This is a genomic window from Hymenobacter plasmatis (assembly GCF_020711255.1).
Classification (GTDB): domain Bacteria; phylum Bacteroidota; class Bacteroidia; order Cytophagales; family Hymenobacteraceae; genus Hymenobacter.
The window spans coordinates 1-16,523 of the sequence record NZ_JAJFAW010000024.1; the positions used below are offsets into that span (position 1 = coordinate 1).

At 63.1% G+C, this 16,523-nt stretch carries 15 protein-coding genes and 1 pseudogene; 10 read left to right on the plus strand and 6 right to left on the minus strand.

Annotation, left to right across the window (positions count from 1 at the left end; genetic code table 11):
• Positions 1-82: 82 nt before the first annotated feature.
• Together LJ738_RS16165 and LJ738_RS16170 are read left to right on the plus strand one after the other, a co-directional pair.
• Positions 83-1,012 (plus strand): annotated as a pseudogene (locus tag LJ738_RS16165) (DUF885 domain-containing protein); the annotation flags it as partial.
• Between the two features lie 79 nt (positions 1,013-1,091).
• Entirely contained in the window at positions 1,092-2,207 is a 1,116-nt protein-coding gene (locus LJ738_RS16170) for an AMP-binding protein (RefSeq protein WP_227787427.1), read from the plus strand.
• Between the two features lie 12 nt (positions 2,208-2,219).
• On the opposite strand, the gene LJ738_RS16175 is transcribed toward LJ738_RS16170, so the two are convergent.
• Positions 2,220-2,918 carry a hypothetical protein gene (locus tag LJ738_RS16175; RefSeq protein ID WP_227787428.1) on the minus strand — a complete coding sequence of 233 codons (699 nt, stop codon included), beginning with the start codon at positions 2,916-2,918 and terminating at the stop codon, positions 2,220-2,222.
• A 198-nt stretch (positions 2,919-3,116) separates the two neighbouring features.
• Between LJ738_RS16175 and LJ738_RS16180 the strand changes: the two genes are divergently transcribed.
• The 5 genes from LJ738_RS16180 to LJ738_RS16200 all read left to right on the plus strand — a co-directional run bounded on the left by LJ738_RS16180 (position 3,117) and on the right by LJ738_RS16200 (position 7,053).
• The gene (locus LJ738_RS16180) at positions 3,117-3,587 is read left to right on the plus strand and encodes an ABA4-like family protein (RefSeq protein ID WP_227787429.1); all 471 of its coding nucleotides are present in this window, start codon (positions 3,117-3,119) and stop codon (positions 3,585-3,587) included.
• Between the two features lie 36 nt (positions 3,588-3,623).
• On the plus strand, positions 3,624-4,457 hold the full coding sequence (locus LJ738_RS16185) for a hypothetical protein (RefSeq protein WP_227787430.1): 834 nt from the start codon (positions 3,624-3,626) through the stop codon (positions 4,455-4,457).
• 66 nt (positions 4,458-4,523) lie between these two features.
• On the plus strand, positions 4,524-5,183 hold the full coding sequence (locus LJ738_RS16190) for a hypothetical protein (RefSeq protein WP_227787431.1): 660 nt from the start codon (positions 4,524-4,526) through the stop codon (positions 5,181-5,183).
• 24 nt (positions 5,184-5,207) lie between these two features.
• The gene (locus tag LJ738_RS16195) at positions 5,208-6,230 is read left to right on the plus strand and encodes a sensor histidine kinase (protein WP_227787432.1); all 1,023 of its coding nucleotides are present in this window, start codon (positions 5,208-5,210) and stop codon (positions 6,228-6,230) included.
• A gap of 7 nt (positions 6,231-6,237) precedes the next feature.
• On the plus strand, positions 6,238-7,053 hold the full coding sequence (locus tag LJ738_RS16200) for a LytR/AlgR family response regulator transcription factor (RefSeq protein WP_227787433.1): 816 nt from the start codon (positions 6,238-6,240) through the stop codon (positions 7,051-7,053).
• A gap of 23 nt (positions 7,054-7,076) precedes the next feature.
• Here the strand turns inward: LJ738_RS16200 and LJ738_RS16205 are convergent, their stop codons facing one another.
• From LJ738_RS16205 to LJ738_RS16215, 3 genes are all read right to left on the minus strand, one after another.
• Complete coding sequence (locus tag LJ738_RS16205) at positions 7,077-7,874, minus strand: LytR/AlgR family response regulator transcription factor (RefSeq protein ID WP_227787434.1); 798 nt, start codon at positions 7,872-7,874, stop codon at positions 7,077-7,079.
• A 6-nt stretch (positions 7,875-7,880) separates the two neighbouring features.
• Positions 7,881-8,966, minus strand: coding sequence for a sensor histidine kinase (locus LJ738_RS16210; protein WP_227787435.1), 1,086 nt, complete (start codon positions 8,964-8,966; stop codon positions 7,881-7,883).
• Between the two features lie 259 nt (positions 8,967-9,225).
• Positions 9,226-9,945: a TRAP transporter TatT component family protein gene (locus tag LJ738_RS16215; protein WP_227787436.1), complete on the minus strand. Its 720-nt coding sequence runs from the start codon at positions 9,943-9,945 to the stop codon at positions 9,226-9,228.
• Between the two features lie 257 nt (positions 9,946-10,202).
• Here LJ738_RS16215 and LJ738_RS16220 point away from each other — a divergent pair, with 257 nt between their 5' ends.
• Positions 10,203-10,901 (plus strand): outer membrane beta-barrel protein, encoded by a 699-nt coding sequence (locus LJ738_RS16220; RefSeq protein WP_227787437.1) that lies wholly within the window; start codon positions 10,203-10,205, stop codon positions 10,899-10,901.
• Between the two features lie 96 nt (positions 10,902-10,997).
• Here LJ738_RS16220 and LJ738_RS16225 read toward each other — a convergent pair whose 3' ends face one another.
• Positions 10,998-13,232, minus strand: a complete 2,235-nt coding sequence (locus LJ738_RS16225; protein ID WP_227787438.1) for a TonB-dependent receptor — start codon at positions 13,230-13,232, stop codon at positions 10,998-11,000.
• A 351-nt stretch (positions 13,233-13,583) separates the two neighbouring features.
• Here LJ738_RS16225 and LJ738_RS16230 point away from each other — a divergent pair, with 351 nt between their 5' ends.
• Positions 13,584-14,846 (plus strand): PAS domain-containing protein, encoded by a 1,263-nt coding sequence (locus LJ738_RS16230; RefSeq protein WP_262907710.1) that lies wholly within the window; start codon positions 13,584-13,586, stop codon positions 14,844-14,846.
• Positions 14,847-14,912: 66 nt separating this feature from the next.
• Positions 14,913-15,275 (plus strand): hypothetical protein, encoded by a 363-nt coding sequence (locus LJ738_RS16235; RefSeq protein WP_227787440.1) that lies wholly within the window; start codon positions 14,913-14,915, stop codon positions 15,273-15,275.
• Between the two features lie 336 nt (positions 15,276-15,611).
• Here the strand turns inward: LJ738_RS16235 and LJ738_RS16240 are convergent, their stop codons facing one another.
• The gene (locus LJ738_RS16240) at positions 15,612-16,379 is read right to left on the minus strand and encodes a TatD family hydrolase (RefSeq protein ID WP_227787441.1); all 768 of its coding nucleotides are present in this window, start codon (positions 16,377-16,379) and stop codon (positions 15,612-15,614) included.
• Between the last annotated feature and the right edge of the window lie 144 nt (positions 16,380-16,523).

Below are 16,523 nucleotides of genomic sequence, written 5' to 3' on the forward strand. Positions count from 1 at the left end.
GACCAGCAGCGCCGAAGCAACGCTCTATTTATCCAGCATTCGACACCTTATCCGTAAATTTTAACAGGCTCTAAGCTCCGAGGAGGTTTACCAAATTGGCTTGCAAGAGGTAAGTCGAATCAGAGCGGAAATGGATAAAGTTATCCGCGACGTCAAATTCAAAGGTGATTTTAAAGCATTCGTCTCTTTTTTACGCACCGACCCGCAATTTCACCCCAAAACGGGCGATGAATTGCTAAAAGACGCTGCCTTTATTGCCAAAACAATTGAGGGCAAATTGCCCGCGCTGTTTGGCAAGCTGCCCCGGCAACCCTTTACGGTGGTGGCCGTGCCCGAATATCTGGCGCCCAATTACACGTCGGGCCGGTATTCGGGGGCACCTATCAGCAGCAAACAAGCGGGAGAATACTGGGTAAATACCTCTAATCTGCCGAACAGAACCCTTTACACGCTGGAATCACTCACGCTGCACGAAGCCGTGCCCGGCCATCATTTGCAAAAGTCCTTAACCCAGGAATTACCCAACGTGCCGGAGTTCCGCAGAACGTTATACATCAACGCCTTCGGCGAAGGGTGGGGCTTGTACAGCGAATACCTGGGCCACGAAATGGGCATGTACAAGGACCCCTACAGCCTGTTCGGCCGCTTGACGTATGAAATGTGGCGCGCTTGCCGCCTGGTAATTGACGTGGGCATTCATACCAAAGGCTGGACCCGGGAACAGGCCGTGACCTACTTGGCCGACAATACCGCCCTTTCCCTTCTTGAAGTCAACACCGAAGTCAACCGGTATATTTTGTGGCCCGGACAAGCCTTGGCTTACAAAATGGGCGAATTAAAAATCAAGGAGATGCGTCGCAAAGCAGAGGCCGCCTTGCAAGCCGATTTCGACGTCCGCGCCTTTCACGACATGGTGCTTTCCAACGGCACAGTAACCCTAACTATCCTGGAAAAGATGACGGACCGGTTCATCAAAGAGCAGCAGGAAAAAGCGAAAAAGAAGAAAGCCTGAGCTACTCCCGGTTTCCGGCGCGGGCGGGCACGGCGCGGTGCAGCAGCATTGCCCAGCCGTGCAGCGCTAGTTTTGCCCCATGACCACTGCCCTGCCCACTTCCCTCCTGCTCAACGGCCGCGAGTTCTCCTACGCCGCCATCCAACAGTACCCCGCTCAGCTTGAGGCCCCGGTGAACGGCTACGAAGCCAAGGTGCTGGACTTTATCCGGCAGTGGCTCAACGGCGTGCAGGAATTTCAGCTGACCACCTCCGGCTCTACGGGCACCCCGCAGCCCATTGCGCTGCGGCGGCGGCAGCTGGAAGCATCGGCCCAACGCACGGGCGACTTCTTCGACCTCGGGCCCGGCGACCGGGCCCTGGTGTGCCTAAACTGCGAGTACATTGGGGGCCTGATGATGCTGGTGCGCGGGCTGGAACGCAACATGCACCTGACCATCGTGGAGCCGCACGCCAACCCGTTTGAGCTGGTGGCTCCCGAAGCCGAGTTTGACTTTGCGGCCTTTGTGCCCCTGCAGCTCAAGGCGGTGCTGGCCGCCGGCCTCGCCCCGCGCCTAAACCAGATGAAGGCCATCTTGCTGGGCGGTGCCCCGGCCGATACGACCCTGCAAAATGAGCTGCAGCCGCTCCGGGTACCGGTGTACCTCACCTACGGCATGACCGAAACCTGCTCGCACGTGGCCCTGCGCCGCCTCAACGGGCCCGAGGCCAGCTCAACTTATCGGGTATTCAATGGCATCGCGGCCGGGCAGGACGAGCGCGGCTGCCTGACCCTACGCGGCGACGTAACCGACGACCAGCTCATTGTGACCAACGACCAGGTGAACCTGCTCGATGCCCACACCTTCGAGTGGCTGGGCCGGGCCGATTTTGTGATAAACTCCGGCGGCGTGAAGGTGCCGGCCGAAAAAGTGGAGCTGGTGCTGGACGTGGCCCTGGCCGAAATCGGGGAGTCGCGCCGCTGCTTTGTGGCCGGCCAGCCCGACGCGCGGCTGGGCCAGGCCGTCACGGCTTTTGTTGAAGGCTCGGCCCTGGCTCCTGCGCTTGAAAAGCAGCTGCAAGGCCTGCTGGCCGAGCGCCTGGGCCGCTACGAGCAGCCCAAGCAACTGCGCTACGTGCCCGAATTTCAAACCACGGCCACCGGCAAGCTCGACCGCCCCGCCACGCTCCGCAGCCTGGACCTGGCCGGGCAATAAGGCAAGCCCGCGCTAGCCTTTCCGCATGCCTTCCTGGGTGAAAAGCGGCGTCTTGTTTTTCACCACCTTCAGCAAATCGCCGAGGAAAAGCTTGCCCCGCAGGTAAAAAACGGGGCCGTTGAGCTCGCGCTGAATGGCGCCGGCCACCAGCACCGGCTGCCGCCAGCCCACCCCAGCGCCCAGGCCGGCCCACTGAAACACCCGCAGGTGCGCCGCTACGGAGGGCTCCAGCACGCCCATAAATTGCTTGGGCGTTTTGAGCGAGTGGCCGTCGGGCGTTTTGTAGAGCACGTAGGCCGAGCCCAAACCGAGCTGGAGGTTGCTGCTGAGCTCCCAGCGGGGCGTTTCCAATAGCACGTATTCGCCGTATCCGGCCAGGTAGCGGAAGCGCAGGTCGGCAGTTGCATCGGCCGCGGCGTTTTCGGGCCGGGCCTGGCGGGTGGGCACGCCGGTGCTAAGAAAGTAGATGGCCGTGCCGGCCCGGAACCGGTTTTTGAATTCGACGCCCAGCTTCAGGCCGTTGATAGTCGTGAAATGGTAGTTTAGAATGGAATAGCGCGAGTCGTACTGCACTACCACGCGGCGGTGCAGAATGCGCGGCACCGCCCGCCGGCCCACTACCGAATCGGGGGCAGGGGCCTGGGCCCGGCTGCCGGCGGGCACCAGGGCAGCCAGCCAGAGCAACGCGACGAAGCGCAAGGGAAACAGCATAGCACAGGCCAAACACAGCCAATGAGCCGAAGGTTGTGAGGACGGCCAGCATCTAGTACGAGGAAAGGCTCCACCCCAGCCGGATATGGGCGGGCTGGGGCCGCACTTCACCCCCGCTATCGGCTGCTTAACCGGCGCTTTGGGCAGCTTCACCGCGCTTGGGCTGGCAACGGCGGGGCGGGTTCGGTAGTTTTGGCCATGCTCTCTCCCGACTCCTTATTCCAGGCAGCCAACCTACTAGCCATGCTGGGCTGGTCCCTGCTGGTGCTGGCCCCGCGCTGGCGGGGCACCCACGCCGTGGTGCTGCGCGGTGCCCTGCCCCTGCTGCTGGCCGCGGCTTACACCGTGCTCATTGGCTACCAGACGCTCGTGCACCCCGCGCCGGGGGCGGGGTTTGGGTCGTTGGCCCAGGTGGCGGCGCTGTTTCGGGAGCCGTGGGCGCTGCTGGCGGGCTGGGTGCACTACCTCTTCGATATGTGGGTGGGCGCCTGGGAAGCCCGCGATGCGCAGCGGCGCGGCGTGCCGCACTGGGCCTTGGTGCCGTGCCTGCTGGCCACGTTCATGCTCGGGCCGCTGGGCTTTGGGCTGTACTGCGGCGTCAGGCGGCTGTTTCTGCCCAAAGTGGCCAGCCCAGAGCCGGTATTAGCCCAAGAACAGGCGAGCCGCTGATTATTTAATCTTAACCGCTGCCCCACAGCCCACGACATGACCAGCATCTTGCTTCCCCTGGCCGCGCCCCGCCACTCGGGGGCCGCGCCTCATTTTCTGGCCCAGCTGCGGCAAGCCAACCCTGCCCTGTTCTGGACCGGCGCCTTAAACCTGGCCCTGGCCGTGCTGGCCCTGGCGCTGCTGCCCTTTGATGCGCGCGTGGTCACGGGCCTGCCCGTGTGGATGAAGCCGCTGAAGTTTTCCCTGTCCATCCTGGCCTATGCCTGGACGCTGGGCTGGCTGCTGGCCAAGTTGCCCGAGCATGCCCAGTGCAGCGTGCGCCGCCTCAGCCTGGGGGTGGCCGTGAGCATGCTGGTGGAGCAGGCCGTTATCTGGGGGCAGGCGGCCCGCGGAACCACCTCGCACTACAATACCGGCTCGGCCCTGAGCGGCGTGCTGTTTGGGCTGATGGGCTGGTTTATCATGGTCAACACCCTTATGACGTTTTGGGCGCTGTGGCTGGTGTGGCGGCACCGGCCGCGGGGGGCGGCCGGCACGGTATGGGGCATCCGTTTGGGCCTGCTCCTGTTTGTGGTCGGCAGCCTCATTGGCGGGGTCATGATTCACTTCAACCAGCATACCGTGGGCGCGCCCGACGGTGGCCCCGGACTCCCCGGCCTGGGCTGGAGCACGCGGGCCGGCGACCTGCGCGCCGCCCATTTTCTGGGCATGCACGCCCTGCAGGCGGTGCCGCTGTTGGGCTGGGCGCTCAGCCGCTGGGTGCCGGGCCGGGCGGTGCTGCTCACCTGGGTAGGCGCGGCGCTCTACGCCGGGGGCGTGGCCGGGCTATTTGCGCTGGCCCTGGCGGGCCGCCCGCTGCTGCCCCTCTAACGCCGCACCACGCGCCTCGGGCCACGTCCATTCTCATCCCTCTGCCTTTTTCTGCACCCTTTCGTCATGGCTACGCTTCATCAGCTCAATATCCTGGTTCACATCGTGTTTGGAACGCTGGCGCTGCTGGTGGGGCTGGCGCCCATGCTCACGGCCAAGGGCGGGCCGGCGCACGTGCGCACCGGGCGCTGGTTTCTGGTCCTGGCTACGGTGGTGCTCGTGACGGCGGTGCTGGGGCTGGCGGTGTTCAATTTCCGGCCCTTTCTCACCGTCATCGTGATGCTGAGCGTGTACCAGGCTTGCTCCGGCTACCGGGTGCTGCGCACCCGCGCCACCGGCCCCACCCTGAGCGACGGGGTCTTTTCGGCGGTTTTCTTGCTGGGGGCCGGGGCGTTTCTGGCGTTGCTGCCGCGCATTGCGCTGGTGTGGTCGCCGGTGGTGATGTACAGCACCCTCGGCACGCTGCTAGCCATGACGGTCTACGACCTGAGCCGGTTTGGCTGGCTGAGCCGCTGGCGGCGCGGGGCCTGGCTCTACGAGCACATCTGGAAGATGATGAGCACCTACTCGGCCCTGCTCTCGGCCTTTACGGGCACGGTGCTGGGCGCCTACAAGCCCTACAGCCAGTTTCTGCCGTCTATGCTGGGCTCGGCGGTGGCACTGGGATTTATGCTGTATACTTATCGGCGCAGGCAGCGGCGCGCGGCGCCCATGGTGGCCGCCTAGCCGCTGCTTGCCGAGGGCCACTCCATGAAAGACCGCCGTTTCCAGCTCATCGGCATTCCCGCCCTGAGCATTTTGATTGTCTTGCTGGTGACGCCGCTGCATCGCCTGCTGGCCTCGCCCGCCGATTTTTTCATCAATTGGGCCATCTCGCTGTATTTCACCGCGGCGCTCTGGCTCGGCAACCGGGCACTGTGGGCCTGGCTGCTGCGCCGGCTGCCCCACGTGAGCCAAACGGCGCAGCGGCTGTGGGCCCTAGTGGGGCTGTCGGTGCTGTTTACGGCCGCGGCCACGGTGGTTTTGCGGGTGCCACTGCACGCGGTGCTGCCCTCCTACTTTTCGTATAGCCTGCCGGCCCAGCTCCAGGCCATTGGGTTCAACCTGCTGCCGACGCTGGTGGTGAACACCCTGTACGAAAGCCGGTATTTCTTCGAGCAGTGGAAGGCCAACCTGCTGCGCGCCGACCAGCTGGCCCGCGCCAGCACGCAGGCTCAGCTCGACGCCCTGCAAAGCCAGCTCGACCCGCACTTCCTGTTCAACAACCTCAATACCTTGTCGGCGCTCATCGAGCCCGGTAATGCGCCCGCCCAGCAGTTTGTGGAGCAGCTGGCCGATATGTACCGCTACGTGCTGCTGGCCCAGGGCCAGCCCACCGTGCCGCTGGCCGACGAAATAGCTTTTGTCGAAACGTACCTGGCGCTGCACAAAGCCCGCTTTCGCGACAATCTGGTGGTGGAAATCTGCCTGCCGCCGGCCGCCCTGGCCCGCCGCGTGGCCCCGCTCAGCGTGCAGCTCCTGGTAGAAAACGCGCTGAAGCACAACGTGGCCTCGCGCGAGCACCCGCTGCACCTGCGCCTCACGGCCACCCCTGAGGCGCCCGATTTCATCCTCATTGAAAACACCCTGCGGCCCCGCTCGGCTGGCCTGGCGCCGGGCACCGGCACGGGGCTGGCCAACGTGCGGCAGCGCTACCAGCTGCTCAACGCCGCGCACTGCGTGCAAATTGAGCAGCCGGAAGGCAAGTTCGTGGTGAAATTGCCGCTGCTCTAATCCCGCCATGACCATCCTGCTCCTCGAAGACGAGTACCCCGCCGCCGAGCGCCTCCAGCGCCTGCTGGCCCAAGCAGCTCCCGAGGCGCAAGTGGTGGCCGTGCTCGATACCGTGAGCGGCGCCCTGGCCTGGCTGGCTGCCCACCCCGCTCCCGACCTCATCCTGAGCGACATACAGCTCGCCGACGGCCTCAGCCTGGAGATTTGGGAGCAGGCCGTGGTGCCCAGCCCAGTCATTTTCACCACGGCGTTCGACGCCTACGCCATCCGCGCTTTCCAGGCCAACAGCATTGCGTACCTGCTGAAACCCGTGAAGCTGGCCGAGCTCCAAGCTGCCCTGGCCAAGCGGAACGCACAGCGTGACGCTGCGCTTAATGAGGAATTGAGAAGGAGGAATGAAGAATTATCGTCTGGCAATTCTTCATTCCTCCTTCCTAATTCTTCATTAAGCATCGAGCGTTTGCTCGATGCGTTGCCTCGGCTCTACAAAACCAGGTTTCTGGTGCGGCAGGGAGAACAGCTGCTGCCCCTGCCGGTGGCCGACATTGCCTGGTTTAGCAGCCGCCACGAGACCACCACGCTGGTGGCAGCAGACGGCCGCCGCTTCGTGCTCGACTACACGCTCGAGCAATTGGAAAGCCTGCTCGACCCAGCCCAATTCTTCCGGCTCAACCGCCAAATCATTGCCCAACTACCGGCAGTACGCCGCCTGCATCCGCATTTCAACGGCAAGCTGCTGGTGGAGCTGCACCCCGCCGCCAGCGAAGACGTGCTGGTGAGCCGCGAAAAAGCCAGCGCCGTGAAAGCCTGGCTCGAAGGATGATGCTTGGCCGGCTCAGCCGCTAGCTAGCGGTCCAGCCAGCTCTTGAACACGTTCACTTTCTCGCGGCTCACCAGCACCTGGGTGTCGGGCGCCAGGGGCTTGAGCACGGTTTGCAGGCGCGAGTTGGTGTAGTGAATGATGTCCTGAATGGCGGTCTGTTGGGCTAAATACGCCCGGTTCAAACGGAAAAATCGGCGCGGGTCCAGCAGGTTTTCGAGCTGGTCCATGGTGTAGTCTACCACGTATTTGCGGCCTTCGGTGGTTTGCAGGAAGGTGGCTTTTTCGAGGCTGAAGAAATAGGCAACCTGGTTGAGGGGCACCACTTTCAGGTGCTCGCCCACCCGCACCACAAACTGGGTTTTGTAAGCCGCACCCGGCGTGGCCTGCTGCATCTGGTGCAGGAGTTGCCCCAGCAGCGCCGGGTCGAAGGCCGGGGCCGGCGCGGCGGGTGCCGCGCTGTGCAGGGCGCGCAGCTTGCGCAGGGCCGCGCTCAGCTCCTCTTCGTCGATGGGCTTGAGCAGGTAGTCCACGCTGTTCACCTTGAAGGCCTGCAGCGCATACTGGTCGTAGGCCGTTGTGAAGATGACGGGGCAGCGCACCGGCGTGCGCTCAAACAGCTCAAAGCTAAGGCCATCGGCCAGGTGAATGTCCAGAAACAGCACATCGGGCGCGGGCTGCGTGCTTTCGAGCAGGCCCACGGCCTGGGCTACCGATTCGGCCGTGCCGAGCACCTGCACCGGTTCGGGCTGGCGGGCCAGCATGTCGGCCAGGCGACGGGCGGCCAGAGGTTCGTCTTCAACGATGAGGGCGCGGAGCGTCATAATCAGTTACAGCGTCAAAAGTGGCAGTGTCACTACAAATTCGCCGGCCTCCTCGCTCACCACCAGCGGCTTGCTGGTGAGGAAGCTGTAGCGGGCAGCCAGGTTTTTCAGGCCCAGGCCGGACTTTTCTTCGGGCGCCAGGCGGCGGGGGCGCCGCGTGTTGCGCACCGTGAGGGTGTGGGCGGCCACATCAATGGTCACGCGCACCCGCAGCGGGTCGGCCTGGAAGGCGGTGTTGTGCTTGATGACGTTTTCGAGGAGCAGCTGCAGGGCCAGCGGCGGCACGAAGAACGGGGACACCGCGGCGGGCGGCAGGTCCATTTCCACGGCCAGGGCATCGCCGAGCCGGGTCTTCTGCAGGTACAGGTAGCTTTCGGCGAAGCGCACCTCATCGGCCAGCGGCACCAGTTCCTGGCTTTCGCTATCCAGCACGTAGCGGTACACCTGCGAGAGCTGGCGGATGAAGCGCACAGCCCGGGCGGGGTCGTTTTCTTCCACCAACGAAGTCAGCGCGTTCAGGGAATTGAACAGAAAATGCGGGTCCACCTGCCGGCGCAGGGAGTCGAGCCGGGCAATGGCGGTTTCCTTTTCCAGCCGCTCGGCGCGCACGGCCGCCGCCCGCCAGCTCATGAAGAACGAACGGCTGTGATTAAACAGGGAAATGATGATGGTGATGGCCAGCGGCACCAGCACCTGCCCGTACATACGCGGGCTCCAGAGCAGCGCCAATGAGTCGCCCATCAGCGTGAGGAAGGCGGCCTGAATGAGCAGAATCACTGCCACCGACCCGCCCACTGCCGTGGCCACCGTGAGCAGCAGCCGCCGCAGGGGCCGCTCGGCCCAGGAAACGCGACTGTTGAGCCAGTCCACCGCGTAGCCGTTCACAAACCACAGTCCCCCGCTATAAGCGAAGGTGATGGCGAAGGTGATGGCCAGCCTTTTGACACTGGTAAGCGACCCGGGGTTGAGCAACACCGTGAGCACCACCGAGATAAGCAACAGTATCCGCAGCGCCTTCCACTTGCTCACCCACGAGCCCGAAATGGGCAGGTAGCCAACGGTAAACCGGGCAGAAGAATTGGGCTGGGCCATGGGCAAAGGCGGGCAATGTTCCATCAAAGTAAATGAAAAGCCTCGTTGGGCTGGAATTGAAGGCATTCAGGGGTTGTGCTTGAGCCGTTCATGCAGAGTGGGACTACGCATCCCTACCGCACCGTCTGTCATGCAGAGCGCAGCGAAGCATCTTATCGCCGAGGAACGGTCAGGCGGGAGAAGATGCTTCGCTGCGCTCTGCATGACAGACGATTATTGACGTTCACTTGCATTCGCCGTTAGCCTTGAACAACCCTGACTATTTAGTAGCGGCCGTGCCGCCAGCTGCTTCGGCAGCTATTTGCTGCAAGAAAGCCGTGACAGTCTTCTCGCCCCAGCTTGGGCTGAGCACGGTGGCGGGCTTGAAAGTGGCGAAGCTTTGGCGGGCCTTTTCGTAGTAAGGGCGCGCTACCTCGGCGCCGCCGCCAAACATCTTGGGCCGGAAATAGAAGTCGTTGCCCAGCACCAGCAGCGCCCGCGGGTTATTGGGGCTGAGGCTCAAGGCTTGTTCCAGCGCCTCGTGCACGCGGCCCGTGAAGACGGGCCCACGCGTCATCGGCGAGACCTGGATGCGGGCCTGGTAGAGGTAGGCCTGCAGTACGAGCACCTCGGCCTTGTCGGCGCTGGGCAGCTTTTGGGCCTGGTCGAGGGCGGTTTGGGCCTGGTCCAGGAACTTCTCCTTCTCGTCCCCATCCTTGGCGGCGAAGCCCATTTTGACGTAGGCACGGGCCTGGTAGTAGCGCGGCAACCAGTCGGCGGGCTTGGCGCTGGCGGCGCGCTCCAGCTTGGCGATGGTGGCGGGCAGGACGGCCAGTGGGGCGGCATCCTGCTCGGCAATGGTGGCAGCCATCATGGCAGTGTAGGCATCGGCCGGGGCCTGAGCTGCGGGCGCGGCCGGAGAGCCAGCGGTGGGCTGCGATTGAGCCACAGCCGCAAAAGAAGCAGCAGCGAAGGCGAGGGTGAGGATGGTGGTTTTCATGGAATTGAGCTGATTAAATGGAATTGAGCTGATTAAGATGAGGTGAAATCCCTGTCGGTGGTTGATGATTCAAAGGTGGCAGCGGGCCGGGCCGGCCGAAAATCCCTGTTACTGAAGCGTCGGTTAAGGCCGATGAAGCGACGCGACCAGCGGATGACCTTCCGCCGAAAACCGTACCGCTGGCCAAGCGCGCCATGCAACGTTTGGCCCACCAGCAGAATCATACCCGCAATCCATATCACTTTCCCAGCCTACCGATGCTTTTATCCCGACTCGCGGCCTTTAGCAGCTTGCTGCTCAGCACTCCCCTTCTCACCCTCGCCCAAACCGCCGACCCGACCTCCGCGCCCCGCTTCTATGTGGGGCTGGGCGCCTACAGCAGCTACTACCAGCATCTGGGCAATCGGGGCTTCCTCGGCGGCGTGCAGGTGCCGGTGCAGCTCACGGTGGGCTACCAGTGGCGCCCGCGGCTGGCGGTGCAGGTGGGCCTCGCCTACAGTGGCATGTCCCATAGCTACTCCAACTCGGGCTACTTTTATGATTATGCTACCGGCAGCCCGGTCCTGAGTTACTCCAAAATGTCGGGCCGGTACACCGGGCGCAATGCCTCGATGTCGGTGCTGGCCCGCTACACGCTCACGCGCAATCCGGCCCACCGCCTGCAGTTCGATGCGTTGGGCGGCCTCACCCTGGAGCACCGGGCATCCAGCAGCAGCGGCACCCGCTCAGACAGCGTCCAGAGCAGCATCGTGACGTCGCCCTACGGCTACCGCTACTCCCACAACATGCTCCTCCTAACGCTGGGCATGGGCGCGCGCTACCGCATCACGCCGCGCTTCGAGGTGACCTACGACTTCACCATCAACCGCGCGGTGGCGCCAGGCTATTATCTCACGAACTCCTACCTTACCCATACCAATGCGCTGGGCCTGCGCTACCGGTTCGGCAGTAAGTAGCCTATGAGTGCAACTCCGAAAGAGCGAGCAGCAAGCAGCCCAAGCAAAAAAGCCACTCAGCTTGCGCAGAGTGGCTTTTTTGTATTGCTCCAGGATTTATTCGGGCCGCTCGTTCAAGTCCACTTTCTTGGTTTTGTTGATGGAGATGAACACGCCCACGAACAGCATGCGGGGCGCCCCCGGCGTCACGGCCACGCTGCGGAACTGGCCGTTGGCATCGGCGGAGCCGGTGTAGCTGTAGCCATACACGTTGCTGCGGCCCAGCACATTGGAAGCCGACAGGTAGACGATGGTGAACTGCCCAAACCAGTTGGTGAGGTAGCTCACGTTCAGGCTCAGGTCCTGGTAGGCGGGCAGGGTGCTTTGGTTGTAGCCGGGCAGGTTGGGGTTGTGGTAGCGGCGGCCGCTGCCGTAGCCGTACGTGAAGCCCACCTGCGTGTGGAGCTTCTGCACCCAGTACTTGCCCACCACGCTCAGGTTGTGCCGGGCGGCGAAGGTGGGCACGGCCATCACCGGGTCGGCCCGGAACTGGCGGCGGGTGTCCAGCAGCCCGTAGCTCACCCAGTAGTCCACTTTCTTGAACGTGGTGCGGTCGCGCCACAGCACGTCGAGGCCCCGGGCGTAGCCCCCGCCGGCGTTTTGGTAGGTGCCGGGGTTAAAGCTCCGGGCGCCATCGAAGGTTGTGAGCTGGGTGTAGTTTTTTTGGTAGACTTCGGCCCGCAGCGTCCGCTCCTTCACCATGCGCTGGTAGATGAGCAGCAGGTGCTCGGCACGCTCAAACTTGAGCTGGCTGCTGATGCGGAGCAGGTCCGTAGTAGGGCTTTGGTAAAACCAGCCCCAGGCGGCCGATACCTGGCTGTTTTCGCCAGTTTTGTAGGCCAGGCCCAGGCGGGGCGCGGCGTTCCAGCGGCCGAGCAGCACCGAGTATTCGGTGCGAAAGCCGGCGCGGCCCGCGAGCTTGTTGGTCACCACCAGCTCACTTTCCACAAAGCCGGCGCCGCGCTGCTCGTCCACGCCCAGCGTCTGGGTGGGGCCATCGGCCGTGCCCTGATACTGCTGGCGGTAGCGCTGGGCGTAGGCTTCGGCGCCCATTTTCAGGTTAAACCACGTGCTGGCCGAGTCGTTGGTGAGCACCACGCGGGCCACGGCCGACTGGTCGAGCTCGAGCACGGTTTGGGCGTCGGGGCGCACGGTGTTGTCGTCGCGGGTCAGGGCCAGGCCGGTGTTCAGGCTCCAGCCGCGCACCAGCGGGGTGCGGTAGGTGGCGTTGAGGTAGGCGTTGTCGTTGGCCAGGGCAATGGGGTGGCCCGCAGCGGCAAACTCAGGGCGGGCATCGGGCTGGCGCAGGGCCAGTCGCTGCTGGCTGAAGGTGCCGTACAGCTTGAGCATGCCGGCCTGGCCGGTGCGGTGGGCCAGCTTGAGGGAGCCGCCCCGACCCTGCGGTGCCTTATCCCAGCCAAAGCGCTGGGGCACGAGGTTGAAATAAGGCGCGAGGTTGCTGTAATCGGCCGAGACGGCCACCGAAGTCCGGTCCCAGCGCTGGGTGCGCGACAGGCTGCCGCCCACCGACATAAGCGAAATACCGGTCTGGGTTTCCGGCGCAAGGTCCGTCGAGTTCAGTGCCACCACCGCCGACAGCGCCTGCCCAAACTCGGCCGAATAGCCGCCCGTGCTAAACACCGTGCCTTTGAACAGAAATGGGGAAAACCGCCCCCGCGCGGCCACGTTGGGCACCGCGCTGCCGTAGGGCGTTTGCACGGGCAGGCCGTCGAGGTAGGTTTTGGTTTCCGACGCCGCCCCGCCGCGCACAAACAGCTTGCCTTCCTCCCCCACCCGCGTGGTGCCGGGCAGGGCGTTCAGCGCGCCGGCAATGTCACCCAGGGCGCCAGCCGTGGTCACGATATCGAGTGGCTTGAGGGTGGCCGAGCGTTTGTCGTCGCTGGCTTCGAAGGCGCCGGCCGTCACCACCACGTCGCCGAGTTGGGCCCGGTTGGCTTTCAGCCGGATATTGGGCAAGGAAACGGCGCCCTGGCCCAGCGTAAGGGGCAGCTCCAGCGGCTCGTAGCCCACGTAGCTCACCACCAGCGGCAGCGCGCCGGCGGCCTGGTCGGTGCTGAACCGGAACCGGCCCAACGAGTCGGTACTGGCGCCGTCGAAGGTGGTTTTCAGGAACACGTTCACGCCGGGCAGTGGCTGGCCGGCGTGGTCGCGCACCGTGCCCGAGATGAGCGTAACGGAGCGGCTAAGTGGCTGGGGAGCGGGCGCCGTTTGGGCCGAGGCAAGGTGGGAGGCGCTCAGCAGCAGGAGCAGCGGGAGTAGCAAAGTTTTCATGGGGCAGCGGGTAAGGATTGAGCCAAAGGTGCCCGGTGCCCCTACCCGGGCTCAACTTTGTGTTGCCGAATCGGCGAATGGCCCGGATGAAACGCAGCCCCCACGGGATGAGCCATTTTTCCCAAAGCCGCTGGCTTTTTGGCGGTAAAGTGGCGTTTGTGGTTGTTCTACCATTATCCGGCCCACCCTTTCGTCCTTCAATTCAACCCCGCCAAAGTACCTTTACGGTCGAGGTTTTCCGGGCCATTCATCCGGTCCACATTTTGAAGGCGCAAACTTGTCCCCTGGCGGCTACCCCCAACTATGACAGCTCCCGATTCTCCCATTGATTATCAGCGTTTATTTCGCTCATTGCCAGATAGTTTTCTGCTGATGACCCCGGATGCGACTATCCTGGATAATACCGACAGCCACGTGGCCGTCTCGATGAAGACGCGCGAAGAAGCCGTGGGCCGGTCGCTGTTCGACGCCTATCCGTCCGTCGACCAGAACCAGGGCGACATCATTGCCGCCTCGCACGAGCACGTGCGCCAGCACCTGGAGCCGCACTCCATGCCGGTCATTCGCTACGACCTGACCCGGCCCGCCGAGCAAGGCGGTGGGCTGGAGGAAATGTACTGGCAAGCCACGCACTACCCCGTGCTCGACGAGCAAGGCCAGCTACAGTACATCCTACAGCGCACCCAAAACGTAACCGAGCAGTACCGCGCCGCGCAGGAAGCCAGCAAGGCCCAGCAGGCGCTGGCCGATGCCCACGACCGCACCCGGTTTGTGCTCGAAAGCCTGCCCGTATCCATCTGGACGGCGCAGCCCGATGGCGACCGCGACTATTTCAACTCCCGCTGGCTGGCCTTCACCGGCCGCACCATGGACCAGGAAGTGGGCGGGCAGTGGAGCACCAACATCCACCCTGAAGACCGCGACCGGGTGCTCAACGCCTGGAAAGAGGCCGTGGAAAGCGGCAACCTGTACCAGGTAGAATACCGCCTGCGCCGCCACGACGGCGAGTACCGCTGGATACTGGTGCGGGCCACCCCCCGCCGCAACGCCGAGGGCGAAATCACCATGTGGGTGGGCGGCGCCATCGAGATTCATGAGCAGCGCCAGATGGTGGAGGAGCTGCTCGAAGCCAACGAGCAGCAGAGCGCCCTATCGGAGCAGGCCTACGAGCTGTACCAGAAATCTGAAAACCAGCGCGAGACCTTCCACAACCTGTTTATGCAGGCGCCGGCCATGATTTGCATTCTGCGCGGGCCGGAGCACACGTTTGAATTTGTGAACCCGGTGTACCAGCAGATTTTCCCGCATCGGGAGCTGGTGGGCCACATGGTAGCCGAAATCATGCCCGAAGTCAAAGACCAGGGCATCATCGGCATTCTGGATAAGGTGTACCAAACCGGCGAAACCTTCTACGGCAACGAGCTAAAGCTGCAACTGGAGCGCGACGCCAGCAAGCAGCTCCAAGATTCCTACTTCAACTTCATCTACCAGCAGTTCCGCGAAAACGACCAGCCGGCCGGCATCATGGTGTTTGCCTTTGAAGTGACCGAATTGGTGCTGGCCCACCAAGCCCTCGACCAGCTGCGCAATGCATCCGGCGCCACCCCTCAATAAGTGGATGGCTGCCTTCTTCGCTAGCTCCCCTCCTTTTTCTGCAATTTCCGCTTACCTCTTTCCCGAATGGCCCTTACTTCTTTCGACTTTCAACAAGCCCGCGTAAAGCAGGTCTTGTTTAAGTCGCGGCTGCGCTCGGTGCTCTACGGGGTACGTGCAGCGGAGCCGGAACTGTTTTCTATTCACGACAACCCCCTCGGCCAGTGGCTGCAAACCGCGGTGAAGCCCACGTATGGGGCCTACCCCGAGGTGCGCGAAATTGAGCGGGTGCTGCAGCAAATGCTGCACACCGGCCGGGACCTGGCCGCCCGCTATTCCCGCGGGCTCATCGAAGAGTCGCGCACCGGGCTCGACCAAATAAATGGCTACGCGGCTCAGATTGAGGCCCTGCTTACCGAATTTGAAAAAGCAGTTACCGCCAAAGCGTGATAAACCTATGCCGTAAAAAGGGCGGATGGCTACCAAGCCGTCCGCCCTTTTTTATTGAAGCTGTACCGACCATCATGCCGAGCACAGCGAACCGAAAGTCGGCGTAACCATATACCTCGCTCGGGGCAATAATTCATAATTCACTAGGCTGCCGATAATCGGCTGTCATGCAGAGCGCAGCGAAGCATCTTATCACCGGTGAACAATTCGTCCGGACGTGAGAAGATGCTCCTGCGTCAGCATGACAAGAGGCGCGTGAGATACTTGGCTACGCCGACCTCCGGTTCGCCCCGCGCTGCAAGCCCGCCCAAACACAGCTTCATAATGCCTCAGCGGCTACAAGTTGAATAGCGCCGCGGCATTGCGCGTGGTGGCTTCGGCTACTTCTTCCACGTCTTTACCCAGCAGCTCGGCCACGCGGCGCAGCACGAAGGGCAGGTAAGACGGCTCGTTGCGCTTGCCGCGGTGGGGTACTGGTGCCAGGTATGGGCAGTCGGTTTCGAGCAGCAGATGCTTGAGGTCGATGCCGGGCAGCACCTTATCGGCCCCGCCGTTTTTGAAGGTGGCCACGCCGCCGATGCCCAGCATAAAGCCCAGCCTGATGGCCTGCTCGGCTTCCTCAGGCGTGCCCGAAAAGCAGTGGAACACGCCGCGCAGGGTGCCGTCCTGGGCCGCTTCTACCAAGGCCACGGTTTCGGCGAAAGCTTCCCGGGTGTGCAGCACGATGGGCAGGTTGTGCTTTTTGGCTAGCTGCAGCTGAATTTTTAGCGCCTCCTGCTGCTCGGCTAGCAGGGTTTTGTCCCAGTGCAGGTCCAGGCCGGCCTCGCCCACGGCGGCGAAAGGCCGGCGGCCTAGCCAAGTCTCCACCTCATAGAGGTCCTGCTCGAAGCTGCGCGTGACCGAGCACGGGTGCAGGCCCATCATGGCAAAGCAAGTTTCGGGCGCTTGGGCCTCCAGCTCCATCATGGCGTCGATGCTGCTGTGGTCCACGTTCGGCATTACGATGGTACGCACACCAGCCTCCTGAGCGCGGCGCAGGGCGTCGAGCCGGTCGGGCTTAAACTGTTCGGAGTAGAGGTGGGCGTGGGAATCGGTGATGTGCATGGTGGGGCAAAGGTCGGCAGCGCAACGGGGCCACCACAAATTCAGCTCAATTATCTTCCTTTTTAGCTCAATTCAGCCATTAAACGTATCATTACGTTTCAAAACTGATAAATAAGTTTATAAACTGAATCATCCGTTATACAT